The 25,691-nt window shown below is 63.1% G+C and carries 28 protein-coding genes; 26 read left to right on the forward strand and 2 right to left on the reverse strand.

Features of this window, described 5'->3' with window-relative positions:
- Positions 1 to 254: 254 nt before the first annotated feature.
- From ACF8R4_RS19560 to murB, 7 genes are read left to right on the forward strand one after another with little or no spacing between them, the layout of a single operon-like run.
- Positions 255 to 890: a MotA/TolQ/ExbB proton channel family protein gene (locus tag ACF8R4_RS19560; protein WP_016391244.1), complete on the forward strand. Its 636-nt coding sequence runs from the start codon at positions 255 to 257 to the stop codon at positions 888 to 890.
- Positions 887 to 1,321 (forward strand): biopolymer transporter ExbD, encoded by a 435-nt coding sequence (locus tag ACF8R4_RS19565; RefSeq protein WP_104835340.1) that lies wholly within the window; start codon positions 887 to 889, stop codon positions 1,319 to 1,321. Before ACF8R4_RS19560 ends, ACF8R4_RS19565 begins: the two co-directional genes overlap by 4 nt.
- Positions 1,321 to 2,322: a tetraacyldisaccharide 4'-kinase gene (gene lpxK, locus ACF8R4_RS19570; RefSeq protein WP_060498746.1), complete on the forward strand. Its 1,002-nt coding sequence runs from the start codon at positions 1,321 to 1,323 to the stop codon at positions 2,320 to 2,322. The genes ACF8R4_RS19565 and lpxK overlap by 1 nt, the downstream gene beginning before the upstream one ends.
- Positions 2,323 to 2,366: 44 nt before the next feature.
- Positions 2,367 to 2,552: a Trm112 family protein gene (locus ACF8R4_RS19575; protein WP_003247142.1), complete on the forward strand. Its 186-nt coding sequence runs from the start codon at positions 2,367 to 2,369 to the stop codon at positions 2,550 to 2,552.
- A complete protein-coding gene (kdsB, locus tag ACF8R4_RS19580) occupies positions 2,549 to 3,313 on the forward strand; it encodes a 3-deoxy-manno-octulosonate cytidylyltransferase (RefSeq protein WP_060498747.1) in 765 nt (254 codons plus the stop codon). Before ACF8R4_RS19575 ends, kdsB begins: the two co-directional genes overlap by 4 nt.
- Positions 3,313 to 3,777 (forward strand): low molecular weight protein-tyrosine-phosphatase, encoded by a 465-nt coding sequence (locus ACF8R4_RS19585; protein WP_104835338.1) that lies wholly within the window; start codon positions 3,313 to 3,315, stop codon positions 3,775 to 3,777. Before kdsB ends, ACF8R4_RS19585 begins: the two co-directional genes overlap by 1 nt.
- Positions 3,774 to 4,793 (forward strand): UDP-N-acetylmuramate dehydrogenase, encoded by a 1,020-nt coding sequence (murB, locus tag ACF8R4_RS19590; RefSeq protein WP_060498749.1) that lies wholly within the window; start codon positions 3,774 to 3,776, stop codon positions 4,791 to 4,793. Before ACF8R4_RS19585 ends, murB begins: the two co-directional genes overlap by 4 nt.
- 122 nt (positions 4,794 to 4,915) lie before the next feature.
- Here murB and rne read toward each other — a convergent pair whose 3' ends face one another.
- Positions 4,916 to 8,170, reverse strand: a complete 3,255-nt coding sequence (gene rne / locus ACF8R4_RS19595; RefSeq protein ID WP_392493257.1) for a ribonuclease E — start codon at positions 8,168 to 8,170, stop codon at positions 4,916 to 4,918.
- A 796-nt stretch (positions 8,171 to 8,966) separates the two neighbouring features.
- Here rne and rluC point away from each other — a divergent pair.
- The 3 genes from rluC to ACF8R4_RS19610 are packed head-to-tail and all read left to right on the forward strand — an operon-like array spanning position 8,967 to position 11,597.
- A complete protein-coding gene (gene rluC / locus ACF8R4_RS19600; RefSeq protein ID WP_025754829.1) occupies positions 8,967 to 9,923 on the forward strand; it encodes a 23S rRNA pseudouridine(955/2504/2580) synthase RluC in 957 nt (318 codons plus the stop codon).
- A gap of 3 nt (positions 9,924 to 9,926) precedes the next feature.
- Complete coding sequence (locus tag ACF8R4_RS19605) at positions 9,927 to 10,601, forward strand: HAD family hydrolase (protein WP_392493260.1); 675 nt, start codon at positions 9,927 to 9,929, stop codon at positions 10,599 to 10,601.
- A 6-nt stretch (positions 10,602 to 10,607) separates the two neighbouring features.
- Positions 10,608 to 11,597 carry a S49 family peptidase gene (locus tag ACF8R4_RS19610; protein ID WP_104835336.1) on the forward strand — a complete coding sequence of 330 codons (990 nt, stop codon included), beginning with the start codon at positions 10,608 to 10,610 and terminating at the stop codon, positions 11,595 to 11,597.
- Positions 11,598 to 11,725: 128 nt separating this feature from the next.
- Here ACF8R4_RS19610 and ACF8R4_RS19615 read toward each other — a convergent pair whose 3' ends face one another.
- Entirely contained in the window at positions 11,726 to 12,304 is a 579-nt protein-coding gene (locus ACF8R4_RS19615; protein WP_060498753.1) for a nucleoside triphosphate pyrophosphatase, read from the reverse strand.
- Positions 12,305 to 12,400: 96 nt separating this feature from the next.
- On the opposite strand from ACF8R4_RS19615, the gene ACF8R4_RS19620 reads away from it, so the two are divergent.
- The 16 genes from ACF8R4_RS19620 to ACF8R4_RS19695 all read left to right on the forward strand — a co-directional run bounded on the left by ACF8R4_RS19620 (position 12,401) and on the right by ACF8R4_RS19695 (position 25,595).
- Positions 12,401 to 12,928, forward strand: a complete 528-nt coding sequence (locus ACF8R4_RS19620) for a YceD family protein (protein WP_012313431.1) — start codon at positions 12,401 to 12,403, stop codon at positions 12,926 to 12,928.
- A gap of 13 nt (positions 12,929 to 12,941) precedes the next feature.
- Positions 12,942 to 13,124 (forward strand): 50S ribosomal protein L32, encoded by a 183-nt coding sequence (gene rpmF, locus ACF8R4_RS19625; protein WP_003247154.1) that lies wholly within the window; start codon positions 12,942 to 12,944, stop codon positions 13,122 to 13,124.
- Between the two features lie 3 nt (positions 13,125 to 13,127).
- Positions 13,128 to 14,138 carry a phosphate acyltransferase PlsX gene (plsX, locus tag ACF8R4_RS19630; protein WP_016715138.1) on the forward strand — a complete coding sequence of 337 codons (1,011 nt, stop codon included), beginning with the start codon at positions 13,128 to 13,130 and terminating at the stop codon, positions 14,136 to 14,138.
- Positions 14,139 to 14,265: 127 nt separating this feature from the next.
- Entirely contained in the window at positions 14,266 to 15,204 is a 939-nt protein-coding gene (gene fabD / locus ACF8R4_RS19635) for an ACP S-malonyltransferase (RefSeq protein ID WP_082426376.1), read from the forward strand.
- Between the two features lie 15 nt (positions 15,205 to 15,219).
- Positions 15,220 to 15,960: a 3-oxoacyl-ACP reductase FabG gene (gene fabG / locus ACF8R4_RS19640; protein ID WP_016715140.1), complete on the forward strand. Its 741-nt coding sequence runs from the start codon at positions 15,220 to 15,222 to the stop codon at positions 15,958 to 15,960.
- A gap of 202 nt (positions 15,961 to 16,162) precedes the next feature.
- Positions 16,163 to 16,399 carry an acyl carrier protein gene (gene acpP, locus ACF8R4_RS19645; protein ID WP_016715141.1) on the forward strand — a complete coding sequence of 79 codons (237 nt, stop codon included), beginning with the start codon at positions 16,163 to 16,165 and terminating at the stop codon, positions 16,397 to 16,399.
- A gap of 187 nt (positions 16,400 to 16,586) precedes the next feature.
- On the forward strand, positions 16,587 to 17,831 hold the full coding sequence (fabF, locus tag ACF8R4_RS19650) for a beta-ketoacyl-ACP synthase II (RefSeq protein ID WP_060498756.1): 1,245 nt from the start codon (positions 16,587 to 16,589) through the stop codon (positions 17,829 to 17,831).
- Complete coding sequence (gene pabC, locus ACF8R4_RS19655) at positions 17,831 to 18,646, forward strand: aminodeoxychorismate lyase (RefSeq protein WP_060498757.1); 816 nt, start codon at positions 17,831 to 17,833, stop codon at positions 18,644 to 18,646. Before fabF ends, pabC begins: the two co-directional genes overlap by 1 nt.
- 4 nt (positions 18,647 to 18,650) lie before the next feature.
- The gene (gene mltG, locus ACF8R4_RS19660) at positions 18,651 to 19,841 is read left to right on the forward strand and encodes an endolytic transglycosylase MltG (protein WP_223624203.1); all 1,191 of its coding nucleotides are present in this window, start codon (positions 18,651 to 18,653) and stop codon (positions 19,839 to 19,841) included.
- Between the two features lie 9 nt (positions 19,842 to 19,850).
- Positions 19,851 to 20,483, forward strand: a complete 633-nt coding sequence (gene tmk / locus ACF8R4_RS19665; protein ID WP_060498759.1) for a dTMP kinase — start codon at positions 19,851 to 19,853, stop codon at positions 20,481 to 20,483.
- Positions 20,476 to 21,462 carry a DNA polymerase III subunit delta' gene (locus tag ACF8R4_RS19670; protein WP_104835297.1) on the forward strand — a complete coding sequence of 329 codons (987 nt, stop codon included), beginning with the start codon at positions 20,476 to 20,478 and terminating at the stop codon, positions 21,460 to 21,462. Before tmk ends, ACF8R4_RS19670 begins: the two co-directional genes overlap by 8 nt.
- 30 nt (positions 21,463 to 21,492) lie before the next feature.
- Positions 21,493 to 22,275: a TatD family hydrolase gene (locus tag ACF8R4_RS19675; protein WP_104835296.1), complete on the forward strand. Its 783-nt coding sequence runs from the start codon at positions 21,493 to 21,495 to the stop codon at positions 22,273 to 22,275.
- Between the two features lie 365 nt (positions 22,276 to 22,640).
- The gene (locus tag ACF8R4_RS19680) at positions 22,641 to 23,276 is read left to right on the forward strand and encodes a TetR/AcrR family transcriptional regulator (RefSeq protein ID WP_003260720.1); all 636 of its coding nucleotides are present in this window, start codon (positions 22,641 to 22,643) and stop codon (positions 23,274 to 23,276) included.
- A gap of 107 nt (positions 23,277 to 23,383) precedes the next feature.
- Positions 23,384 to 24,352 carry a GTP 3',8-cyclase MoaA gene (locus tag ACF8R4_RS19685; RefSeq protein ID WP_392493267.1) on the forward strand — a complete coding sequence of 323 codons (969 nt, stop codon included), beginning with the start codon at positions 23,384 to 23,386 and terminating at the stop codon, positions 24,350 to 24,352.
- 66 nt (positions 24,353 to 24,418) lie between these two features.
- Positions 24,419 to 25,024 (forward strand): DUF4823 domain-containing protein, encoded by a 606-nt coding sequence (locus ACF8R4_RS19690; protein WP_019098587.1) that lies wholly within the window; start codon positions 24,419 to 24,421, stop codon positions 25,022 to 25,024.
- A gap of 10 nt (positions 25,025 to 25,034) precedes the next feature.
- On the forward strand, positions 25,035 to 25,595 hold the full coding sequence (locus tag ACF8R4_RS19695) for a DUF1285 domain-containing protein (protein WP_060498762.1): 561 nt from the start codon (positions 25,035 to 25,037) through the stop codon (positions 25,593 to 25,595).
- Positions 25,596 to 25,691 lie beyond the last annotated feature (96 nt).

The following is a 25,691-nucleotide window of genomic DNA, read 5'->3' on the forward strand; positions in this document are numbered from 1 at the left end:
TTGTTTGTACGACATGAAATCGCGCCATGCGCAAAGGGTTCGCGCGCAAATGGCACAGGAATAATTGGCCCTAAACAAGCGTAGGAGCGAGCGCAGCTCGCGATGCGCCGCGCGGGCGGCGCTCGATCTCATAGGCGCTGAACATGCAATGGCAAGCACCTGTCAGCCCCAACCCCAATTCCCTGACCTCCGGCAGATGAGCCCTCGCCGCGCCTATGGTAGAGTGGCGGCCTTTTTCCGAAGGGGCGTTTACTGTGTGGGAATTGGTCAAGTCCGGTGGTTGGATGATGCTGCCGATCATTCTGAGTTCCATCGCTGCCATGGCTATCGTCGTCGAGCGCCTGTGGACCCTGCGGGCCAGTCGCGTCACCCCGCCGCACCTGCTGGGCCAGGTGTGGATGTGGATCAAGGACAAGCAACTGACCAGTGACAAGCTCAAGGCCCTGCGCGCCGATTCGCCGCTGGGCGAAATCCTCGCCGCTGGCCTGGCCAACTCGCGCCATGGCCGCGAAATCATGAAAGAGTGCATCGAGGAAGCCGCCTCGCGCGTCATCCACGAACTGGAGCGCTACATCAGCACCCTCGGCACCATTGCCGCCATGGCCCCGCTGTTGGGCCTGCTGGGCACCGTGCTGGGCATGATCGACATCTTCAGTGCCTTCATGGGCTCGCAGATGACCGCCAACGCGGCCGTACTGGCCGGGGGGATCTCCAAGGCCCTGGTGACCACCGCTGCAGGCCTGATGGTCGGTATCCCGGCCGTGTTCTTCCACCGTTTCCTGCTGCGCCGCATCGATGAACTGGTGGTCGGCATGGAGCAGGAAGCGATCAAACTGGTGGAAGTGATCCAGGGCGACCGTGAAGTGGAAGTGGCCGGAGGCAAGGCGTGAAGTTCCGGCGCAATCGCCAGCGGGAGAACGTCGACATCAACCTGGCGTCGCTGATCGACGTGGTGTTCGTCCTGCTGCTGTTCTTCGTGGTTACTACCACCTTTACCCGCGAGACCCAGCTGCGTGTCGAGCTGCCCGAGGCTGCCAGCGCCGAGCAGGCGCCGGCCGATCAGGGCAAGTTGGTGGAAATCACCATCAGCGCCGAGGGCGTGTATTCAGTGAACAATCATCTGCTGCCTAAGAGCGACCTGGCCACCTTGAGCGAAGCCATCGAGCGTGAATCGGGCGGTGACAACAAGCTGCCGCTGGCCATCAGCGCCGACGGCAGGACCCCGCACCAGGCTGTGGTCACTGCAATGGATGCCGCCGGCAAGCTCGGTTTCAGCCAGTTGCGCATGACCACTGTCGAGGCGGCCCAGGGTACGCCCTGATGGCTTTCGCCGACCGTTTGCTTACTGCCTGGTACGCAGGGCATCCGGCCCTGGCGTTGCTGCGCCCGCTAGAGGCGCTGTATCGCCGCGTGGTCACACGTAAACGGGCGCGTTTTCTCAGCGGTGAAAGTGCCAGCTACCGGGCGCCGGTGCCGGTTATCGTGGTGGGCAACATCACCGTCGGTGGCACCGGCAAGACGCCGATGATTCTCTGGCTGATCGAACACTGCCGCCAGCAGGGGCTGAAGGTGGGTGTGGTCAGCCGTGGCTATGGCGCCAAGCCGCCGCAGTTGCCTTGGCGCGTGCAGGCCGATCAAGCTGCCGAGCAGGCCGGTGATGAGCCGCTGCTGATCGTGCAGCGCACTGGCGTGCCACTGATGATCGACCCCGACCGTTCCCGCGCCGTGCAGGCGTTGTTGGCCAGCGAACCGCTCGACCTGATCCTGTGCGACGATGGCATGCAGCACTACCGCCTTGCCCGTGATCTGGAACTGGTACTGATCGATGCCGCACGGGGCCTGGGCAATCGCCGTTGCCTGCCGGCCGGCCCCTTGCGCGAGCCCGCAGAACGCCTGAACGACGCCGACGCAGTGCTGTTCAATGGTGCCAGCACAGACCGCGCCGAAGGTTTTGGCTTTTGCCTGCAACCGTCCGCGCTGGTCAACCTGCGCAGTGGCGAACGCCGGGCGCTTGATCACTTCCCCGCCGGCCAGCGTCTGCACGCTGTAGCCGGTATCGGTAACCCGCAACGTTTCTTCAATACCCTGCTGGGGCTAAACTGGCAGCCGGTGCCGCACCCCTTCGCCGACCATGCGCAGTTCAGCGCCCAGAGCCTGGCGTTCAGCCCGCCGCTGCCGTTGGTCATGACCGAGAAGGATGCGGTGAAATGCCGGGCCTTCGCCGCTGACGACTGGTGGTACCTGGCCGTCGAAGCGCAGCCCACCTCGGCGTTCAGCGCCTGGTTCGACAGCCAGCTGCAGCGCCTGCTGCGCAAGCCCTGAGCCCGTTTTCAATTTCCGGCCGACTGGCCTAAAGGAAGCCTCCAATGGACACCAAACTGCTCGATATCCTGGCCTGCCCGATCACCAAGGGCCCGCTCAAGCTCAGCGCCGACAAGACCGAGCTGATCAGCAAGGGCGCCGGTCTGGCCTACCCGATCCGCGACGGCATCCCGGTCATGCTGGAAAGCGAGGCGCGCACCCTGACCGACGACGAGCGTCTGGACAAATGAGCCTGGACTTCACGGTAGTGATTCCCGCCCGGCTGCGCTCCACGCGCCTGCCGGGCAAGCCGCTGCTGGCGATCGCCGGCAAGCCGATGGTGCAGCATGTGTGGGAGCAGGCGCGTAAAAGCGCCGCCAGCCGTGTGGTCATCGCCACCGACGACGCCAGCATCCTCGAAGCGTGCCAAGGCTTTGGTGCTGAAGTGCTGATGACCCGCGCCGACCACGAGTCGGGCACTGACCGCCTGGCCGAAGTGGCCGCACAGCTGGGCCTGGCGGCTGACGCCATCGTGGTCAACGTGCAGGGCGACGAGCCGCTGATTCCGCCGGTCATCATCGACCAGGTGGCCGCCAACCTGGCGGCGCATCCAGAGGCTGGCATCGCCACACTGGCCGAGCCGATCCATGAGCCGGAAACCGTGTTCAACCCCAACGCGGTCAAGGTGGTCAGTGACAAGAACGGCCTGGCTCTGACCTTCAGTCGTGCACCGCTGCCCTGGGCTCGCGATGCCTTTTCCAAGGACCGCACTGTGCTGCCGGAGAGCGTGCCGTATCGCCGCCACATCGGCATGTACGCCTACCGCGTTGGCTTCCTGCAGGACTTCGTCGGCTGGGGGCCATGCTGGCTCGAACAGACCGAAGCGCTGGAGCAGCTGCGTGCCCTGTGGCATGGCGTGCGCATTCATGTCGAGGACGCCATCGAGGCGCCCGCCGTGGGTGTGGATACCCCTGAAGACCTGGAGCGCGTACGGCGCTTGCTGGAGGCCTGATGCGCGTTCTGTTCGTGTGCCTGGGCAACATCTGCCGTTCGCCCACTGCCGAAGGCGTGCTGCGCCATCAATTGCAGGCCGCCGGGCTGGCCGACAAGGTGCGGGTGGCGTCAGCCGGCACGGGGGACTGGCATGTGGGCAAGGCGCCTGACAGCCGTACCTGCAAGGCGGCGCTGGCGCGTGGTTACGACCTTTCGCAGCAGCGTGCCCAGCAGGTCAAGGCGGCGCACTTTGCCGAATATGACCTGGTCTTGGCGATGGATGAGAGCAACCTGCGCGACCTGCGCGCCCTGCGCCCGCACAACGCAGTGGGCGAGCTTGACTTGTTCCTGCGCCGCTATGGTGCTGCGCTGGATGAAGTGCCAGACCCGTATTACGGCGGCGCAGACGGCTTCGAACAGGTGCTGGACCTGGTCGAGGCGGCGTGCCAGGCGCTGGTGCTGGAAATCAAGGGGCGGCTATGACAGTGCTGTGGCAGGAGCAGGTATCGCTCAAGCCGTACAACACCTTCGGCATCGATGTGAAGGCCCGCTATTTCAGCCAGGCGCAGGATGACCAGCAGGTACGTCAGGCGCTGAGCCAGGCGCATCAGCAGGGCCTGCCGGTGCTGGTGATCGGCGGCGGCAGCAACCTGCTGCTGACCCGTGACATCGATGCACTGGTGCTGCACATGGCCAGCCGTGGCCGTCGTGTGCTCAGCGACGATGGCGAACGTATCGTGGTCGAGGCCGAGGCGGGTGAGCCTTGGCACCCGTTCGTGCAGTGGACGCTGGCGCAGGGCTATTGCGGGCTTGAAAACCTCAGCCTGATCCCTGGCACCGTGGGCGCCGCGCCGATGCAGAACGTGGGCGCCTATGGGGTAGAGATCAAGGACGTGTTTGCCGGCCTGACGGCGCTGGACCGCGAGACAGGTGAGCTGCGTGAGTTTGGTTTGGCGGACTGTGCTTTCGGTTATCGCGACAGCGTATTCAAGCGCAACCCTGGCCGCTGGTTGATCTTGCGTGTGCGCTTCGCCTTGAGCCATCGCCTGCAGGCCCATCTCGATTACGGCCCGGTGCGCCAGCGGCTGACGGAGCAGGGCGCGACCGAGCCGACTGCCCAGGCGATCAGTGATGCCATTTGCAGCATTCGCCGCGAGAAGCTGCCAGACCCTGCGGAGTTGGGTAATGCCGGGAGCTTCTTCAAGAACCCGGTGGTGTCGGCCGCGCAGGTCGAGCGTATTCGTGCGCATTACCCTGGCGTGGTGGCTTATCCTCAGGCCGAAGGCCAGGTGAAGCTGGCGGCGGGCTGGTTGATCGAGCAGGCGGGCTGGAAGGGGCATCGCGAGGGTGATGCCGGTGTTCATCGCTTGCAGTCGCTGGTGTTGGTCAACTACGGCCAGGCGAGCGGGGCGCAGATGCATGCGCTGGCTCAACGCATCCAGGCCGACATCCTGGAGCGGTTCGGGGTTAAGCTGGAGATGGAGCCTAACCTGTATTGACGCATTGCCAGTGCTGGGCCTTTCGCGGCTAAAGCCGCGAAAGGCCGGTACAGGCAAAACACAAGGCCAAGAAAAAGCCCCGCCAGTTCGCACTGGCGGGGCTTCTTATTCAGCCTTGGCTATCAACCGTGATGAGGCTTGTGCTCATCGGCGGCTTCCAGGGCTGGCTCTTCGCTTGCGGCAGCCGCTTCCTGTGCAGCTTTGGCGGCAGCCTCGGCCTCACGCTTGCGGCGGCGCACTTCACGCGGGTCGTTCGGCGCACGGCCGTTGGCCAGCATGACAGTGGCAGGCTCTACCACTACCGGGGCTTCGACCGGTGCCGGCTCGACCACAACTTCCGGCTGGGCCTCAACAACCGCTGCGGGCTGCTCGACAACCGGAACGGCTTCGACCACGGCCGGGGCCTCCACTGGCGCCTCGGCAACCACGACCGGCTCGGCGACAGGGGCTGCCTCAACGGCTGGCTGCGGGGCGACTTCGACCACTGGCGCGGCAGTGACTTCGGCCACGACCACCGGCTCGCTGACAGGCTGCTCGACCACTGGGGCCACGGCAACTTCCTCGGCCTTGGCGACCGCTTCGGCCTGTTCCACTTGTTCAGCCTGTTCAGCCGGCTGGGCGGCTTCGCTGTTGTCGGTCTCTGCAGCGACGGCAACTTCAGCGGTAGCACGCTCGGCCTGCTGGTTGGCCTGGGCCTCGGCGTCGGCGCTGATGTTGCTGCTGGCGACAGCGGCAGTTACCGCCAGGCCAGCGGCCAGTTCGGCACCCAGCTCGGTGGCTTGGTGCTGTTGTGGCTGCTCTTCGCTGCCTTCTTCTTCGCCGTCGATCAGCTCGCCATTGGCGTTGCGCTGACGCTCGCGACGGTTGCTGCGACGACGCTGGCCACGGGAGCGGCGGCGCGGGCGCTCGCCATCGGTGCCTTCCTGCTCGTCTTGCAGCAGTTCTTCGTTTGGCAGTTGCTCTTCGGCCAGTTCGGCAGCCTGCTCAGCTGCTTCTTCGGCTGCCCGTGGCTGACGCTCTTCGCGTGGTGGGCGTGGAGCACGCTCCTCGCGTGGGGCACGCTCTTCACGCGGTGCACGTTCTTCGCGTGGGGCACGCTCTTCACGCGGTGCACGTTCTTCGCGTGGGGCGCGCTCATCACGCGGCGCACGTTCTTCACGCGGTGCACGTTCTTCGCGTGGGGCGCGCTCATCACGCGGCGCACGTTCTTCACGCGGTGCACGTTCTTCACGTGGCGCGCGCTCTTCACGGGCTACACGTTCTTCGCGTGGCTGACGCTCTTCACGTTCGGCTGGCGGAGTGGCATCCAGCGGCTCGCGCAGTTCGCGCACGCGCTCTTCGCCACGGTTGCTGCGGCGGTCTTCGCGCGGCTGGCGTGGGGCGCGTTCTTCACGCGGTGCACGCTCTTCGCGTGGGGTGCGTTCTTCACGTGGCGCACGCTCTTCGCGCGGAGCGCGTTCCTCGCGTGGCTGGCGTTCTTCGCGTGGCGCGCGCTCTGCACGCTCTTCGCGCGGCTTGCGCTCTTCGTCGCGACGGCCGTTGCGGTTGCGGCTTTGCTGGCGGCCGTTGCGGCGCTCTTCGTTGCGCGGGCTGCGTTCGGCAGCCGGTTTTTCGGCGGCGGTAGTCACGACCGGTGCGGCAGCAGGCTCGTCTTTGCCGGCGAACAGGCTGACCAGCGACTTCACCAGGCCCTTGAACAGGCTTGGCTCCGGAGCGCTCGGGGCAGGGGCGACCGGTGCGGCAGGCTGCTGCTCTTCAGCGGCGGCGGGTACTGGCGCATTGGCGCGGGCCGGGGCGGTCTTCACTGCAGCTTCCTGGCGTACCAGGGTGCGGGTGGCGGTCGGCTGCGGCGCTTCTTCGGCTTCGGAGGCGGCGATTTCGTAGCTGGACTGGTTGTTCAGCACTTCCGGGTTGTCGTCGCGCAGGCGCTGGACTTCGAAGTGCGGGGTTTCCAGGTGGTCGTTCGGCAGGATGATGATGCGTGCACGGGTGCGCAGTTCGATCTTGGTGATCGAGTTGCGCTTCTCGTTGAGCAGGAACGCGGCTACCGGGATCGGGACCTGGGCGCGGACTTCGGCGGTGCGGTCCTTCAGGGCTTCTTCTTCGATCAGGCGCAGGATCGCCAGCGACAGTGACTCGACGTCACGGATGATGCCGGTGCCGGAGCAGCGCGGGCAGACGATGCCGCTGCTTTCGCCCAGCGACGGGCGCAGGCGCTGACGGGACATTTCCAGCAGGCCGAAGCGCGAAATGCGGCCAACCTGCACGCGGGCGCGGTCGGCTTCCAGGCATTCGCGAACGCGCTCTTCCACGGCGCGCTGGTTCTTCGCCGGGGTCATGTCGATGAAGTCGATGACGATCAGGCCGCCGATGTCACGCAGGCGCAGCTGGCGGGCGATTTCTTCGGCCGCTTCCAGGTTGGTCTGCAGGGCGGTTTCTTCGATGTCGCTGCCTTTGGTGGCGCGCGCCGAGTTGATGTCGATGGACACTAGGGCTTCGGTCGGGTCGATCACGATCGAACCACCGGACGGCAGGTCAACCACGCGCTGGAACGCGGTTTCGATCTGGCTTTCGATCTGGAAGCGGTTGAACAGCGGCACGCTGTCTTCGTACAGCTTCACTTTGCTGGCGTACTGCGGCATCACCTGGCGGATGAAGGTCAGGGCTTCTTCCTGGGCGTCGATGCTGTCGATCAGCACTTCACCGATGTCCTGGCGCAGGTAGTCGCGGATGGCGCGGATGATGACGTTGCTTTCCTGGTAGATCAGGAACGGCGCGGCGCGGTCCAGGGACGCTTCCTTGATGGCGGTCCACAGTTGCAGCAGGTAGTCGAGGTCCCACTGCATCTCTTCGCTGCTGCGGCCGAGGCCGGCAGTGCGCACGATCAGGCCCATGTCGCCCGGCACGGTCAGGCCGTTCAGGGCTTCGCGCAGTTCGTTGCGCTCTTCGCCTTCGATGCGGCGGGAGATGCCTCCGGCACGCGGGTTGTTGGGCATCAGTACCAGATAGCGGCCGGCCAGGCTGATGAAGGTGGTGAGGGCGGCGCCTTTGTTGCCGCGCTCTTCCTTCTCGACCTGGACGATGACTTCCTGGCCTTCGCTGAGCACTTCCTTGATGTTGACGCGGCCTTCGGGGGCCTTCTTGAAGTATTCGCGGGAGATTTCTTTCAGCGGCAGGAAGCCGTGACGTTCGGAGCCGAAGTCGACGAAGGCGGCTTCGAGGCTGGGTTCGATGCGGGTGATCTTGCCTTTGTAGATGTTGGCCTTTTTCTGCTCGCGCGCACCGGACTCGATGTCCAGGTCGTAGAGACGTTGGCCGTCCACCAGGGCTACACGCAACTCTTCGGGTTGAGTCGCGTTAATCAGCATTCTTTTCATGTTGTACCGTCGGTTTCCGGGCTGCCGGAAACGGCGTTCGGCACACACGACGTCTCATGGTCGGTGCCAAGGTGCGCAAAGGGTGGCCGGGCCACCCCCGTGTCGAGCGACGTTCGGCACCAGCCGGTTACCCAGCCTGCCGTTGTCGCGACGACGCGTCCTGTTTGCTGCGGTGCCAACAAGGCCCCGGTGGCTTCGAATAGGAATCCGAATCAACCAAGCGGGCCTTGTGCACTCAGTCAGGAGGAGGAATCAACCGTCAGCCGTGGACGCCCGGGGGCATCTGTTCAGGACCTTATCCGCTCGCCAGCCGTCAGTGGGCTGGTGGCCGGACGCGGTGCTACACGGTCCGAGGGCTGTGCATCTCCACCCTGCACGTATCCCTGATAATTCGGGTGCTGCCGCGCGCTGAATCCGCAACGGGTTGCATTTTTCGCCACTGCAGGTACTGCACTGGCGCCATTCATGTCCAAGGCAGGTATTTCCGAAGCATTCGCCGTGCGTTGCGTGGAAGCGACGGGGCGGGCAGAGGTGCAGCGAAAAGAATCGGGTAAGCAGGTGAAACACCGCACTTGTCGTTTTTTTTCGGTCTTCTCTACACAGCGCTGGTGGCGATTCCAGGCAATTCGGTAAACTGGCGAAAACCCCGTAGGACGGCCTCGCGTCCTGGAGAATTGCGTTGGTCAGGGCCGGCAAAGAGCCTGGTGCCGCTGGCCTGCCGCTTTTGGCGGCGTTCGCGACTATAGCAGCAATGATTAAGTGCTTCAATTCCATAAAAAATTGTTATGATCCCGCCATGACGACCAATACCCCTCCGACTTCCGGCGTTCAGCTGATCGAAGTCGCGCCGGAGCTTGCCGGCCAACGCATCGACAACTTCCTCATCACGGCCCTTAAGGGCGTGCCCAAAACCTTGGTCTACCGCATCCTGCGCAAGGGTGAAGTGCGGGTGAACAAGGGGCGTGTCAAGCCGGAGTACAAGATCCAGGCTGGCGACATCGTGCGGGTGCCGCCCGTCCGCCTGCCGGAGCGCGACGAGCCGGCGCCGGTGGCCCAGGGCCTGCTGCAGCGCCTGGAGGCCGCCATTGTCTACGAAGACAAGGCGCTGATCGTGATGAACAAACCGGCTGGCATTGCCGTGCACGGCGGCAGCGGCCTGAGCTTTGGCGTGATCGAGGCGCTGCGCCAACTGCGCCCGGACGCCAAGGAGCTGGAGCTGGTGCATCGCCTGGACCGCGACACCTCCGGCCTGCTGATGATCGCCAAAAAACGCAGCATGCTGCGCCACCTGCATGCCGCACTGCGCGGTGACGGTGTCGACAAACGCTACATGGCGCTGGTGCGCGGCCACTGGCCCACCTCGAAGAAACAGGTCAATGCGCCCTTGCTCAAGAGCAACCTGCGCTCCGGCGAGCGCATGGTCGAAGTGAACGAAGAGGGCAAGGAGGCGCTGACCCTGTTCCGCGTGCTGCGCCGCTTTGGCGAGTTCGCCACCATTGTCGAGGCGCGCCCGATCACCGGCCGCACCCACCAGATCCGCGTGCACACCTTGCATGCCGGGCACATGATTGCCGGCGACAGCAAGTACGGTGACGAAGACTTCAGTCGCGAAATCCGCGAGCTGGGTGGCAAGCGCCTGTTCCTGCACGCCTACGCGCTGACCGTGCCCCTGCCGGACGGTGGTGAGCTCAAGCTTGAAGCGCCCGTGGATGAAGTGTGGGCGAAAACCGTTGAGCGTCTGAGTGCGTCCTGATCTATGAAAAAAGGCTATGAGCTACTGATCTTCGACTGGGACGGCACGTTGGCCGATTCCATCGGGCGCATCGTTGAGGCCATGAACGCCGCTGCCGATCGTGCCGGCGAGGCGCAAAGCAGTGACGAGGCGGTCAAGGGGATCATCGGCCTGGCCTTGGGCGAGGCGATTCATACCCTGTACCCGCACCTGGCACCTGAGCAGGTCGAAACCTTCCGTCAGCACTATGCCGATATCTACATGGCGCTGGACCAGCAGCCTTCGCCGTTGTTCGACGGCGTTGTCGAGTCGCTGGACGCCTTCCGTGCCGAGGGTTACCGCCTGGCGGTGGCTACCGGCAAGGCGCGTCGCGGCCTGGACCGGGTGCTCAAGGCCAACGGTTGGGAGGCGTTCTTCGATATCACTCGCGCCGCCGACGAAACCCGTGGCAAGCCGCATCCTTTGATGCTTGAGGAAATCCTCGGTCATTGCGGCGTCGAACCCGAGCGTGCGCTGATGGTCGGAGATTCGGCGTTCGACCTGCAGATGGCCAGCAATGCCGGTATGCATTCGGTGGCTGTGGGCTATGGTGCCATGTCGCTGCAGGCGCTGGCCGAATTCGGCCCGCAGGTGTGCATCGACCACTTTTCCCAGCTGCGCGAGTGGCTGGCTGGTTCCGTAATTCCACTTCCAAGGTAGGTAAACATGGCAGACGAATGGAAAGCCCCCGAGGCCGAGCCCGAGGCGCGTGAAGAGCGCAAAAGCTGGAAGCTGCTGGAGAAGACCCTGCTGGCCAGCGTGCAGGAGCAGCGTCGGTCGCGGCGCTGGGGTATCTTCTTCAAGCTGCTGACCTTCGTCTACCTGTTCGGCATCCTGGCGTTGTTCACACCGCTTATGGACATGGACAAGGCCGCGTCTCGCAGTGTCAGTCATACCGCGCTGGTCGAGGTGCGCGGGGTGATTGCCGACCAGGAAGCCGCCAGTGCCGATAATATCGTCAAGAGCCTGCGCGAGGCGTTCAAGGACAGCAAGACCAAGGCTGTGGTAATGCGCATCAACAGCCCGGGTGGCAGCCCGGTGCAGGCTGGTTACGTGTATGACGAAATCCGCCGCTTGCGTGCTGAATACCCGGCTATCAAGCTGTATGCGGTCATTGCGGATCTTGGTGCTTCCGGTGCCTATTACATCGCCAGTGCGGCGGATGAAATCTATGCCGATAAAGCCAGCCTAGTCGGTTCCATTGGTGTGACGGCGGCCGGCTATGGGTTTGTCGGTACCATGGAGAAGCTGGGCGTGGAGCGGCGTTCTTACACGTCGGGTGAGCATAAGGCGTTTCTTGACCCGTTCTCACCGGAAAAGCCTGATGAAACCCGGTTCTGGCAGGGCGTGCTGGACACCACGCACAACCAGTTCATTGCTATGGTCAGGCAGGGCCGTGGCGAGCGTCTGAAGGACAAAGAGCATCCGGAGCTGTTCAGCGGCCTGATCTGGTCGGGTGAGCAGGCCAAGGCGCTGGGGTTGGTGGACGGGCTGGGCAGTGCCAGCTATGTGGCGCGTGAGGTCGTTGGTGAGAAAGAGTTGGTGGACTTCACTGTTCAGGAGTCGCCGTTCGACCGCTTCTCCAAGCGCGTAGGGGCTAGCGTGGCTGAGCACCTGGCGATGTGGATGGGGTTCCAGGGGCCGCAGTTGCGCTGAGTGCCTGTTCCGGCCCTATCGCCATCGCGGCAAGCCAGCTCCCACCTCGATCGTGTTGCTTTCAGGGGTTGTGCGGTACCTGTGGGAGCTGGCTTGGCTGCGATGGGCCGCAGAGCGGCCCTAAAATCTCAAGGGATAACTACCCCTTCTTTGGTCAGCATATCCACCAGCCGAATCAGTGGCAGCCCGATCAGGCTCGTTGCATCGCACCCGTGGGTGCTCTGGAACAGGCTCACCCCCAATCCTTCTGCTTTGAAGCTCCCTGCGCAATCCAGCGGCTGTTCCGCCGCAACATAGCGCTCCACGCGCTCACGGCTCAATTCGCGCATCGTTACGGTAAACGGCACGCAATCCACCTGGCATTGCCCGGTGGCGCTGTTCAGTAGTGCCAGTCCGGTCAAAAAGCTCACCTGCTGCCCGCTGCATTCCAGCAATTGCTCGCAGGCCCGCTCGAAGGTGTGTGGCTTGCCCAGCACTTGTTCGCCCAGCACGGCCACCTGGTCCGAGCCGATAATCAGGTGCCCCGGGTGGCTGCCCGCCAGGGCCTCGGCCTTTTGCCTGGCCAGGCGGCGAACCAGTTCTACCGCCGGCTCATCAGTCAGGCGCTGCTCGTCTATATCGGGGCTTGCCCAGGTGAAGGGCAGGCGCAGGCGTGCGAGCAGTTCGCGGCGATAGGCAGAGCTGGAAGCCAGTAGCAAAGGAAGCATGGTAGACTCCTGAATCAGTTGAACAAATTCTATCACGCACGATGCCGCCTAATTTCCTTTGACAGGGGCGGGGGGCATCCCTATTATGCTGCGCCTATGTTGAATGACCCGATTCCACCTCACGTTGACCCGCGCAAATTAGCCGATCGTGGCGTAACCCTTAACGGTTCGCTGCAACTCGCTGATTTGGAAAGACTCTGCGACCCGCTTTCCGACAATGTCGGTACGGTGCAGGCGAAGTTCGATTTTGAACGAGATGAACAGCACGTGGTGGTTATCCACAGCGAGCTGGACGTCGAGGTCAAGATGGTTTGCCAGCGTTGTCTTGAGCTGGTCACCCTGCCGATCCACAGCGAATGTACTTACGCCGTGGTGAAGGAGGGTGCGAATACCCAGTCGTTGCCGAAAGGCTATGACGTGCTGGAACTGGGCGAAGATCCTTTGGATCTGCAGGCATTGATCGAGGAGGAGCTTCTGCTCGCCTTGCCAATCGTGCCTGCTCATCATCCGGAAGAATGCCAGCAGCCGGCGGGCGCAGACGAGCCCGAATCGAGCAAGGACGAGGTATCGCGGTCCAACCCGTTCAGTGTTTTGGCGCAGTTAAAGCGTGACCCAAACGTTTAGGAGTTAATCAATTATGGCTGTTCAGCAGAACAAAAAATCCCGCTCTGCCCGTGACATGCGCCGTTCGCACGACGCCCTGTCGGAAAACGCGCTGTCGGTAGAGAAAACCACCGGTGAAGTTCACCTGCGCCACCACGTTTCGCCAGAAGGCGTATACCGTGGTCGCAAAGTGGTCGACAAGGGCGCTGACGAGTAATCCTTGTCCGCTCAGATCATCGCGATCGACGCAATGGGCGGGGACTTCGGTCCCCGCAGCATTGTCCAGGCTAGCATTGCCTGCCTTTCTGCTACCCCCTCGCTGCACCTGACCCTCGTCGGTCAACCCTCCCTTCTGGAAGATCTTGTCAGCGGCCTTGCGGCTGCGGATCGCGCGCGCCTGCAGATTGTCGCCGCCAGTGAGGTGGTCGGCATGGATGAGCGGCCCTCCCAGGCATTGCGGGGCAAGCCGGATTCGTCGATGCGTATCGCCCTCGAACTGGTGCGTGACGGCAAGGCCCAGGCCTGCGTCAGTGCCGGCAATACCGGCGCGCTGATGGCGCTGTCCCGTTTCGTGCTCAAGACCTTGCCAGGTATCGACCGGCCCGCCATGGTGGCGGCGATTCCGACTCAGGCGGGTTACTGCCAGTTGCTCGACCTGGGTGCCAATGTCGATTGCAGTGCCGAAAACCTCTACCAGTTTGCCGTGATGGGCTCGGTGGCTGCTCAGGCCCTGGGTGTGCATCGCCCACGGGTGGCGCTGCTGAACATCGGCACCGAGGACATCAAGGGCAATCAGCAGGTCAAGCTGGCTGCCAGCCTGTTGCAGAATGCCCGTGGGCTTAACTACGTGGGCTTTGTCGAAGGTGACGGGCTGTATCGTGGTGAGGCCGATGTGGTGGTGTGCGATGGGTTTGTCGGCAATATCCTGCTCAAGTCCAGCGAGGGGTTGGCGACGATGATTGCAGCGCGCATCGAGCAGTTGTTCAAGGGCGGCGTGTTGTCGCGGGCGGCCGGGGCGGTGGCCATGCCGCTGCTCAAGCGTCTGCAGGCCGACCTGGCGCCGGCGCGGCACAATGGTGCCAGTTTTCTGGGGTTGCAGGGCATTGTCATCAAGAGCCATGGCTCGGCGGGCGTGCAGGGCTTCCAGAGTGCCATCCAGCGGGCGTTGATCGAGATACAGGAAAACCTGCCGCAGCGCTTGCATGGGCGCCTCGAAGACCTGTTGCCTTAGGCATTTTGCCCATGAAGTGCTTAAATGTGACCGCTTGGTCTGTGTATCCATCCAAGTTTTCAGATTCCGCGCCTGGCCCAGGGCCTGGCGCACCCTATCCGACGACAAGATCATAAGGGCTTGTTCAATGTCTGCATCTCTCGCATTCGTCTTTCCCGGTCAAGGTTCCCAGTCGCTGGGCATGCTCGCCGAGCTCGGCGCCGAGAAGCCAGTGATCATCGAAACCTTCAAAGAAGCGTCCGAAGCACTGGGTTACGACCTGTGGAAGCTGGTCCAGGAAGGCCCTGAAGAGCAACTCAACCAGACCGACAAGACCCAGCCGGCCATCCTCACCGCGTCCATCGCGCTGTGGCGCCTGTGGCTGGAAGAGGGCGGCGCGCAGCCAGCCTTCGTTTCCGGCCACAGCCTGGGCGAATACAGCGCCCTGGTCGCTGCGGGCAGTATCACCCTGAAAGACGCTGTTCGCCTGGTCGAGCGCCGCGGTCAGCTGATGCAGGAGGCCGTACCGGCGGGGCATGGTGCCATGGCTGCCATCCTCGGCCTGGACGACGCTGTAGTCGTTGAAATCTGCGGCGAAGCCGCTGAAGACCAAGTGGTCAGCGCCGTCAACTTCAACTCGCCGGGCCAGGTGGTCATCGCTGGCAATAAAGCTGCCGTGGATCGCGCCATGGAGCTGTGCAAGGCCAAGGGCGCCAAGCGTGCCCTGCCGTTGGCGGTCAGCGTGCCGTCGCACTGTGCCCTGATGAAGCCGGCGGCCGAGCGCTTTGCCGAGGCGGTCAACGCCATCGAGTGGAAGGCCCCGCAAATTCCAGTGGTGCAGAACGTCACGGCTGCTGTTGCTGCCGACCTCGATGCACTCAAGCACGACCTGCTGGCGCAGCTTTACCAGCCTGTGCGTTGGGTGGAGTGTGTGCAGACCCTGGCCGCCAACGGTGCGGTCAACCTGGTCGAGTGTGGCCCGGGCAAGGTCCTGGCTGGCCTGAACAAGCGTTGCGCCGATGGCGTGACCACTTACAACCTCAACACCCCTGATGCCGTTGCCGCCACCCGCGCGGCACTGGCCTGATTTGGAGAAGCTTGCATGAGCCTGCAAGGTAAAGTTGCACTGGTCACCGGCGCCAGCCGTGGCATTGGCCAGGCCATCGCCCTCGAGCTGGGCCGCCAGGGCGCGACCGTGATCGGCACCGCCACTTCGGCGTCCGGCGCCGAGCGCATCGCTGCCACCCTGAAAGAGCACGGCATCACCGGTACCGGCATGGAGCTGAACGTGACCAGCGCCGAGTCCGTTGAAGCGGTACTGGCCGCCATCGGTGAGCAGTTCGGCGCACCGGCCATTTTGGTCAACAACGCCGGCATCACCCGCGACAACCTGATGCTGCGCATGAAAGACGACGAGTGGTTCGACGTGATCGACACCAACCTGAACAGCCTCTACCGTCTGTCCAAGGGCGTGCTGCGTGGCATGACCAAGGCACGTTGGGGCCGTATCATCAGCATCGGCTCGGTTGTGGGTGCCATGGGTAACGCCGGTCAGGCCAACTATGCGGCCGCCAAGGCTGGCCTGGAAGGCTTCAGCCGCGCCCTGGCGCGTGAAGTGGGCTCGCGTGGCATCACCGTCAACTCGGTGACCCCGGGCTTCATCGACACCGACATGACCCGCGAGCTGCCAGAAGCGCAGCGCGAAGCCCTGCAGACCCAGATTCCGCTGGGCCGCCTGGGCCAGGCCGACGAAATCGCCAAGGTGGTTTCGTTCCTGGCATCCGACGGCGCTGGCTACGTGACCGGCGCTACCGTGCCGGTCAACGGCGGGATGTACATGTAACACTGCAACTCAATGTGACGGATTTCGTAAAAAAAGAGTCATACTGCGAGCCTAAAATCCGTTATAAAGCTGCAACCAGATTCCAGGCAGCGGGTGGGGTGGCTAGCTTGAAGGTGCGTTTCGCTTGAAAAGCGAACGTCTTTCTATAAAATTAGCCACCGGCCAGCTGCCTGACATATATCCATTAGGAGTAAACCTAGGTATGAGCAACATCGAAGAACGCGTCAAGAAAATCGTCGCCGAGCAACTGGGCGTCAAGGAAGAAGAAGTGACTCTCGAGAAGTCCTTCGTTGATGACCTGGGTGCCGATTCGCTTGACACCGTTGAGCTGGTGATGGCTCTGGAAGAGGAATTCGAGACCGAAATCCCTGACGAAGAAGCCGAGAAGATCACTACCGTTCAAGCTGCTGTAGACTACGTCAAAGCCCACCAGGCCTAAGACGCTTTAGTCGACGCTTCTTGTCGGGGAAAACCGCACTGCCTTCGCTGGCGTGCGGTTTTTTCTTTGCGAGCGCCCCGCATTTTCAAGGCTGCTTCGTTCACCGCGCACCAAGAGCCTGTTGCCATTCCATTCCTGCGCTTGAATGCAATGGCAAGAGACTCTGTTATTAGAAAAGGAGAGTACTGTGTCGCGTAGACGCGTCGTGGTCACCGGTATGGGTATGCTGTCGCCACTGGGTACCGATGTACCGAGCACCTGGCAGGGCATTCTGGCTGGCCGCAGTGGCATTGGTCCGATCGAACACACGGACCTGTCTGCCTACTCCACCCGTTTTGGCGGCTCGGTGAAAGGCTTCGAAGTCGAGCAATACCTGTCGGCCAAAGAGGCCCGCAAGCTCGACCTGTTCATCCAGTACGGCCTGGCGGCCGGTTTCCAGGCGGTGCGTAATGCCGGCCTGGAGGTCACCGACGCCAATCGCGAGCGTATTGGCGTGGCCATGGGCTCGGGTATCGGTGGCCTGACCAACATCGAAGAAACCAGCCGCACCCTGCACGACTCGGGGCCGCGCCGCATTTCGCCGTTCTTCGTGCCGGGCTCGATCATCAACATGATCTCCGGGTTCCTGTCGATCCACCTGGGTCTGCAAGGGCCGAACTACGCCATTGCCACCGCCTGCACCACCGGCACCCATTGCATCGGCATGGCCGCACGCAATATCGCCTACGGTGAGGCCGACGTGATGATCGCCGGTGGCGCCGAAATGGCCGCTTGCGGCCTGGGCATGGGCGGTTTCGGTGCTTCGCGCGCGCTGTCCACCCGCAACGACGAGCCAAGCCGGGCCAGCCGCCCGTGGGACAAGGGCCGTGACGGCTTCGTGTTGTCCGACGGTGCCGGTGCCTTGGTGCTCGAAGAGCTGGAGCACGCCCAGGCGCGTGGTGCGACCATCTATGCCGAGCTGGTTGGCTTTGGCATGAGTGGCGACGCCTACCACATGACCTCGCCGCCCGACACGGGCGAAGGCGCTGCCCGTTGCATGGCCAACGCCCTGCGCGATGCCGGCATCAAGCCGGAAGAAGTCAGCTACATCAACGCCCACGGCACTTCGACCCCTGCGGGCGACGTGGCCGAAGTGGCTGCGATCAAGCGCGTGTTCGGTGAGCATGCCTACAAACTGGCGGTCAGCTCGACCAAGTCGATGACCGGTCACCTGCTGGGTGCTGCCGGCGCGGTGGAGGCGATCTTCAGCGTGCTGGCCATCAACAGCCAGATGGCGCCGCCCACCATCAACCTGGACGAGCCAGACGAAGGTTGCGACCTTGACTTTGTGCCGCACCTGGCGCGCAGCATGCCGATCGACGTGGTGTTGTCCAACTCGTTCGGCTTTGGCGGCACCAACGGCTCGCTGGTGTTCCGCCGGTTCGCCGGTTGATGCACAGCTGGATCGATGGCCAGCCGGCGGCTGCACTCAACTTGCAGAACCGTGGCCTGGCCTACGGCGATGGCCTGTTCGAGACCATTGCTGTGCGCGGCGGTCGCCCCAGCTTGCTGGACGGCCACCTCGCACGCCTGGCGCTGGGTTGCCAGCGCTTGGCGATCAACGCCGACCTGGCGCTGGTGCGCGACGAACTGCTGCGCTATGCCAGCCAGCTCGGTGAAGGCGTAGCCAAACTTATCCTCACCCGTGGCGACAGCCAGCGTGGCTATGCCCCGGTAGCCGGTGCCGCGCCACGGCGCATCCTGCAGGGCAGTCCGTTGCCGGGCTATCCCCTTGAGCATGCCGAGCAAGGCGTGCGGTTGTTCGCTTGCCAGACCCGGCTTGGGGAACAACCGCTGCTGGCCGGGCTCAAACACCTCAACCGCCTGGAGCAGGTGCTGGCCCGTGCTGAATGGCAGGACAGCGAACACGCCGAAGGCCTGATGCGTGACGGGGAGGGCAGGGTAATCGAAGGGGTATACAGCAATCTGTTCCTGGTGCGCGACGGCGTGCTGCTTACCGCCGACCTCAGCCGTTGTGGTGTGGCCGGTGTGATGCGTGCGGCGTTGCTGGAGCAGGCCGTACTGCTGGGCATCCCGGCGCAGGTCTGTGACTTGCCGTTCGAGGCGCTGGAGCACGCAGATGAAGTATTTGTTTGCAATAGCGTTTACGGCATTTGGCCCGTGCGTGGCGTAGCCGCGCTAAACTGGTCGCCTGGCCCGCTCACCCGTAAACTGCAGGCCGTTGCCCGTACGTTACTGGAAACCTGAATTCGTGAGACGTAAATTCCTGCTGCTGCTGGAAATGGGCTTGATCCTCGCCGGCCTGGCGCTTGGCTGGTCGGCCTGGAAGGTCAACGCCGTCCTGGAGCAGCCCCTGCACGTCACGCAGGAGCGCCTGCTCGATGTGCCCAATGGCACCACCCCCAACCGCATGTTCTATCGCATGGAGAGCGAAGGGTTGCTCGACGACGCCGTGTGGCTGCGCTTGTACTGGCGCTTCAACATGGCTGGCACCCCCCTGCACACTGGCGAGTACCGCCTTACCCCGGGCATGACCGTCGAGCAGCTGTTCGATGCCTGGCGACGGGCTGATGTGGTGCAGTACAACCTCACGCTGGTCGAAGGCTGGACCTTCCGCCAGGTGCGCTCGGCCGTGGCCAAGCATGAAAAGATCAAGCACACCCTGGACGGCCTGTCGGACTCCGAGGTAATGGAGAAGCTCGGCCATACCGGCGTGTTCCCGGAAGGGCGCTTCTTCCCGGACACCTACCGCTTTGTGCGCGGCATGAGCGATGTCGAGTTGCTGCAGCAGGCCTACATGCGTCTGGACGAAGTGCTGGCCAAGGAATGGGCCGAGCGCACCACCGACCTGCCATACCGCGACCCGTACCAGGCGCTGATCATGGCTTCGCTGGTGGAAAAGGAAACCGGTATCCCCCAGGAACGTGGGCAGATAGCCGGCGTGTTCGTGCGGCGCCTGCGCCTGGGCATGATGCTGCAGACCGACCCGACGGTGATCTACGGCATGGGTGAGCGCTACAACGGCAAGATTACCCGCGCCGACCTGCGCGAACCGACGCCCTACAACACCTATACCATCACCGGGTTGCCGCCGACCCCGATTGCCATGGTCGGTCGCGAAGCGATTCATGCGGCGCTCAACCCGTCGAACGGTACCAGCCTGTACTTCGTCGCCCGTGGCGACGGTAGCCACGTGTTCTCCGACGACCTCGATGACCACAACTCGGCGGTGCGCGAGTTCCAGCTCAAGCGCCGTGCAGACTACCGCTCCAGCCCTGCCCCGCAGCAAGAGGCACAACCGGCTGCTGAAGACGCCCAGCCCGAGGTGCCTGCGCCGGATGAGCCGGCAGCGCAGCCGGCACCCGATGAGCCCCCTGTGCAGGACGCCCCTGCCGGTGGCGCGCAAGCGGCCGAACGGCCGACGCCTGACGAACAACATTAAGGACTGCCTGTGAGCGGCTTGTTTATTACGCTGGAAGGCCCCGAAGGCGCGGGCAAGAGCACCAATCGTGACTACCTGGCCGCGCGCCTGCGCGAGCAGGGCCTGGATGTGGTATTGACCCGGGAGCCTGGCGGTACGCCCCTGGCCGAAAAAGTGCGCGAACTGTTGCTGGCTCCCAGCGATGAAACCATGGCAGCTGACACCGAGCTGCTGCTGGTATTTGCTGCGCGCGCCCAGCACCTGGCACAGGTCATTCGTCCGGCATTGGCCCGCGGGGCCGTCGTGTTGTGTGACCGCTTCACGGACGCCACCTATGCCTATCAAGGGGGTGGCCGTGGCTTGTCTGTCGAGCGTATCGCTGCCCTGGAGCAATTTGTTCAGGGCGACCTGCGCCCGGACCTTACCCTGGTGTTCGACCTGCCGGTCGAAGTAGGCCTTGCCCGCGCCGCCGCCCGCGGTCGCCTGGACCGTTTCGAGCAGGAAGGCCAGGCCTTCTTCGAAGCCGTGCGCCAGGCGTATCTGCAGCGCGCCCAGCGCGAGCCGCAGCGTTACAGCCTGCTGGACGCCGCGCAATCCCTTGAGGCTGTGCAGCGGGCCATTGACGTGCTGCTGCCCCGCATCGTGGAGCGTTGCCGTGGCTGAGGCCTACCCTTGGCAGCAGGCCCTCTGGCAGCAACTGGCCGGCCGAAGCCAACACGCCCATGCCTATCTGTTGCATGGGCCACAGGGTATCGGCAAACGGGCTTTGGCAGAGCGGCTGATGGCCCGTCTGCTGTGTCAGCAGCCTCAAGGGCTGAACGCCTGCGGTGGGTGCAAGTCTTGCCTGCTGCTCAAAGCGGGTAGCCACCCGGACAACTTCGTCCTTGAACCTGAAGAGGCCGATAAGCCGATCAAGGTCGACCAGGTGCGCGAGCTGGTAGCCTTCGTGGTGCAGACGGCCCAGCTGGGCGGGCGCAAGGTCGTCTTGATCGAACCGGTGGAGGCGATGAACGTAAATGCCTCCAACGCACTGCTCAAAAGCCTTGAAGAGCCCTCTGGCGATACCGTGTTGCTGTTGGTCACGCACCAGCCTAGCCGCCTGCTGCCCACCATCAAGAGCCGCTGTCAGCAGGTCGCCTGCCCGCAGCCCGGCGTGGCCCAGAGCCAGGCGTGGCTGGCCGAAGCGTTGCCCGACAGTGACCAGGCCGAACGTGACGAGCTGCTGACGTTGGCGGCCGGTTCGCCATTGATGGCAGTCAGCCTGCAGGCCCAAGGCGTGCGAGAGCAGCGTGCGCTGGTTACCGACGGGGTGAAGAAGCTGCTCAAACAGCAGCAATCGCCCAGTCAGTTGGCCGATGCCTGGAACGGTGTACCATTGTTGTTGCTGTTCGACTGGTTTTGCGATTGGTCGCACCTGATCCTGCGCTACCAGTTGACCCAGGACGAGGAAGGTTTAGGCTTGGCCGATATGCGCAAGGTGGTGCAATACCTGGCGCAGAAGAGCCGCCAGGCCAAGGTGCTGGAGGTGCAGGCGTGGATCCTGGAGCAGCGCCAGAAGGTGCTGGGCAAGGCCAACCTCAACCGTGCCCTGTTGCTAGAGTCGCTGCTGGCTCACTGGCTGCAATTGCCGGGCGCCCGCTGACTTCCCATTTTTCATGTGTGCTGTTATCCCATGCTCGTAGATTCCCATTGCCACCTCGACCGTCTTGACCTGAGCGCCCATCAGGGCTCCCTCGATGCTGCCTTGCAGGCGGCACGTGAACGTGGGGTGGGGCACTTCCTCTGTATCGGTGTCAGTGCCGAGAACGCCGGCGCGGTGAAAGCCCTGAGCGAGCAATATGCCGATGTTGATTGCTCGGTAGGTGTGCACCCGCTGGACCTGGCGCCGGGTGAAACCCCTGCGCTGGAGTGGCTGCTGCGCGAACTGGCTCACCCGCATGTGGTGGCGATTGGCGAAACCGGGCTGGATTATCACTATGAGCCCGAAGCTGCCGAACTGCAGCAGGCCTCGTTCCGCCTGCACCTGGAAGCCTCGCGGCAGACTGGCAAGCCGGTGATCGTACACACCCGGGCGGCACGCGCCGATACCCTGGCGTTGTTACGCGAGGCCAACCTGCCACAGGCCGGCGTGCTGCATTGCTTTACCGAAGACTGGGACATGGCCAGGGCGGCGCTGGATTTGGGGTATTACATTTCCCTGTCTGGCATCGTGACGTTCCGCAATGCCGACGCCCTGCGCGAAGTGGCGCGGCAGGTGCCGGTCGATCGGCTGCTGGTGGAAACCGATTCGCCGTACCTGGCGCCGATTCCGCACCGGGGCAAGCCGAATTTGCCGCAGTATGTGCGCGAGGTGGCGGAGTATGTGGCCTCGTTGCGGGGGGCCAGTTATGAGCAACTGGCGGAGCAAACCACGGCGAACTTCAAGCGGTTGTTCCCGTTGGCGCGAGTGCGCTGATCGCTCGAACTTTATCCCCTGGCCAGTCCACCCTGCGGGGTGCGCAAAAAAAACCCGGGTTCTGGGGGGGGAATCCGGGTTAAGACCATTAGGAGTAAAACAAAGGTACGCGGTCCCTGAGCACCTTTATCGGCGCGCCACTTGGGGGGGATGCGCCGCGCCAACACTTCAAGTATTGGTCAGGTTTGGCGCAGTGCCAGTGCATATTGGTCGTTTTTTAAACAGATTTGGAATACGCCGAGGTTCCATTCCTCCCGCAGCGCATGGCCATATGCATCGTGAAACACAGACATGCTTGGATGATCCGTGCAATTTCCCGCAAGTTAGGCATAATAAACCGCTTCGATTGTCATCCAGTCCTTCCCATGCAGAAAGAACCTCGTAAGGTCCGTGAGTTTCGCCGTCGCGAACAGGAAATCCTCGACACCGCGCTCAAGCTGTTTCTCGAACAGGGTGAAGACAGCGTCACCGTCGAGATGATCGCCGACGCCGTGGGCATCGGCAAAGGCACGATCTACAAGCACTTCAAGTCCAAGGCGGAGATCTACCTGCGCCTGATGCTCGACTATGAGCGTGACCTGAACGCGCTGTTGCACTCGGCCGACGTCGACCGCGACAAGGAAGCCCTGTCGCGTGCCTACTTCGAGTTCCGCATGCGCGACCCGCAACGTTACCGGCTGTTCGACCGCCTGGAAGAAAAGGTGGTCAAGGGCAATCAGGTGCCGGAAATGGTCGAGCAACTGCACAGCATTCGGGCCTCCAACTTCGACCGCCTGACCCAGTTGATCAAAGGCCGCATCAGCGAAGGCAAGCTTGAAGACGTACCGCCCTATTTCCACTACTGCGCCGCCTGGGCACTGGTGCATGGCGCCGTGGCGCTGTACCACTCGCCGTTCTGGAGCAATGTGCTTGAGGATCAGGAAGGCTTCTTCCAGTTCCTGATGGACATTGGCGTGCGCATGGGTAACAAGCGCAAGCGCGACCCGGAACCCTCGAACTGAAGCGCAGCTTCGTTCGCTGCTGGTACCCGGTATGAAGCGGGGGCTTGCAAAAACCTGATTTATGAGTCAGGTTTTGCCAGCCCTCATCATCCATGCCGGAGTCATTCATGATTGTCGATCGTCAAGGCAGGCGTTTCCGCAACCTGCGCGTCAGCCTGACGGCTGCCTGCAATTACGCCTGCACCTACTGCGTACCAGACGGCAAGCGTCTGGTGGCGGCGCAGGACGAATTGTCGGCGGATGCCCTGGCCCGTGGCGTGGCCTACTTGATCGAAGCGGCCGGTATCGAGCGGCTGCGCATCACGGGCGGTGAGCCGCTGGTCAGCCCACGCCTGGATGCCTTTCTGGCCGCTGTGGCCAAACTAAGCCTCGATGATATTTCGTTGACCACCAATGGCCAGCTGTTGGCGCGCAAGTTGCCTCAGTTGCAGGCAGCTGGCATCCGCCGCCTGAATGTTTCACTCGACACCCTTGACCCTCAAGCCTTCCGCCGCATTGCGCGGGGTGGTGACCTGGCCAATGTGCTGGCAGGCATGGAACAGGCCAGTGCGATGGGGATGCGCATCAAGGTGAACATGGTGCCGATGCACGGGCAGAACCTCGACCAGGTAGTGCCGCTACTGGATTACTGCCTTGAACGCGGCTTTGAGCTTCGCTTCATAGAGCTCATGCGCATGGGCCACCTGGCGCGTGACCGTAATACCTTCCTGCAACAGTTCGTCGGCCTTGACCTACTGCTCTCGCTGATTGGCAGCAGGCACACCTATACCCAGGTCGATGCGCCATTGGATGCCACGGCTTTGCGTTATGAAATACCAGGACGTGGGCACTTCGGCGTCATTGCCAACGAAAGCCTGCCGTTCTGCCGCACCTGCTCGCGTTTGCGCTTGTCCTCGACAGGCTGGTTGCATGGCTGCCTTTCGTCCAGCAATCGCCACTTCGTCGGCGATCTGCTGGATAAGCCACGCCATCAGGCATTGCCGGCCCTGCAGCGCTTGCTGGTCAAGGCCTTGGCTGACAAGCAAGAGCAAGCGTTTTCCGGGGATGTGATGGTGATGAAAGTGATCGGCGGCTGAAGCTGGCGCAAAAGCTGCATCCGCCGGCTATTCGCCGGTTTTTCGTCACCGGCCACTGGAGGAAAGATGCGTAGCCTGGTCTTGCTGCTGGCGCTGATGGCGCTGGGCGGTTGCATGAATGTCAGCGATATGGGCGAGGGCGTTCGTTATCACATGAGCGATGCCGGCCTGCTGGACCACAGTGATACCCGTCGCACCCTGTCGATCCGTCTGCAGCCCGATTCGTTCATCTTTATCGGTCAAGGCGCGTTCGTGCCACCAGGCAAGGGGCCGGTGCCACGGCAGAACGTGGTGGCCGAGCAGGCCTTCAAGAGCTTCGTCGAATATTTCCCGCTGGTGCGCCGCGCCCAAGGCCCGCTGGGCCTGGAAGAAGCCGTTGCCCAGGCGCGTTCGGTAGGTGCGGACTACGTGTTGTACACCCGCTTCGCCCGTACCGACGACCGTATCGGCAATGGCGACGAATGGTATGACGAACAGGCGGTCGACCGCTTGGGTTGGGACAGTGGCGTGGTGCAGATGATGCTGATCGAAACCAATACCCGCTACCTGATCGATACCGCACGCATCAAGAGCCGTGGCGGTTTGTTGACGTTCCACGACAATACTCCCGAGGATTTGCTTGGCGCCCCGATGCGCGAGTACGCTCGTAGCCTTCTGGGCATGAGCGAATGAGGCAGGCGTGATGAGCGATTCCGGCAAGGCCAATGATCTTCTGGCGCAGATCCCCAAGGCCAAGGGATTGCCGCCGGTGCATCTGTGGAACCCGGACTTCTGCGGCGACATCGACATGCGGATCGCTCGCGATGGCACCTGGTACTACCTGGGTACGCCGATCGGGCGCAAACCGATGGTGCGGCTGTTCTCCACCATCATCCGCCGCGATGGCGATGACTACTTCTTGGTTACCCCGGTAGAGAAGGTTGGCATCCGCGTGGATGACGCGCCGTTCGTGGCGGTGGCGCTGGAGGTGCTGGGGGAGGGCGAACAGCAGGTGCTGCGCTTTACCAGCAATGTCGAGGACCAGGTGGATGCTGGGCCGGACAGCCCGCTGCGTGTGGTGATCGACCCGGTGACGCAGGAACCGTCGCCCTATGTGCTGATGCGCAGCAACCTTGAAGCGTTGATTCATCGCAACGTGTTCTACCAGCTGGTGGAGCTGGCGGTGCCGCGTGTGATCGAGGGCGAGGAGTGGTTGGGTGTCTGGAGCCAGTGCGAGTTCTACCCGATTGGCCGTAGTAGCTGAGATCTCTGGGGCTGGAAGGCGCATGTCTTGAGCTTTGTGCCGCCCAGCAGATCGAGCGCCGCACGGGCGGCGCTCGATCCACCAGGCGGAGACATA

This window comes from Pseudomonas sp. FYR_2 (genome assembly GCF_043106425.1).
GTDB classification, from domain to species: Bacteria; Pseudomonadota; Gammaproteobacteria; order Pseudomonadales; family Pseudomonadaceae; genus Aquipseudomonas; species Aquipseudomonas monteilii.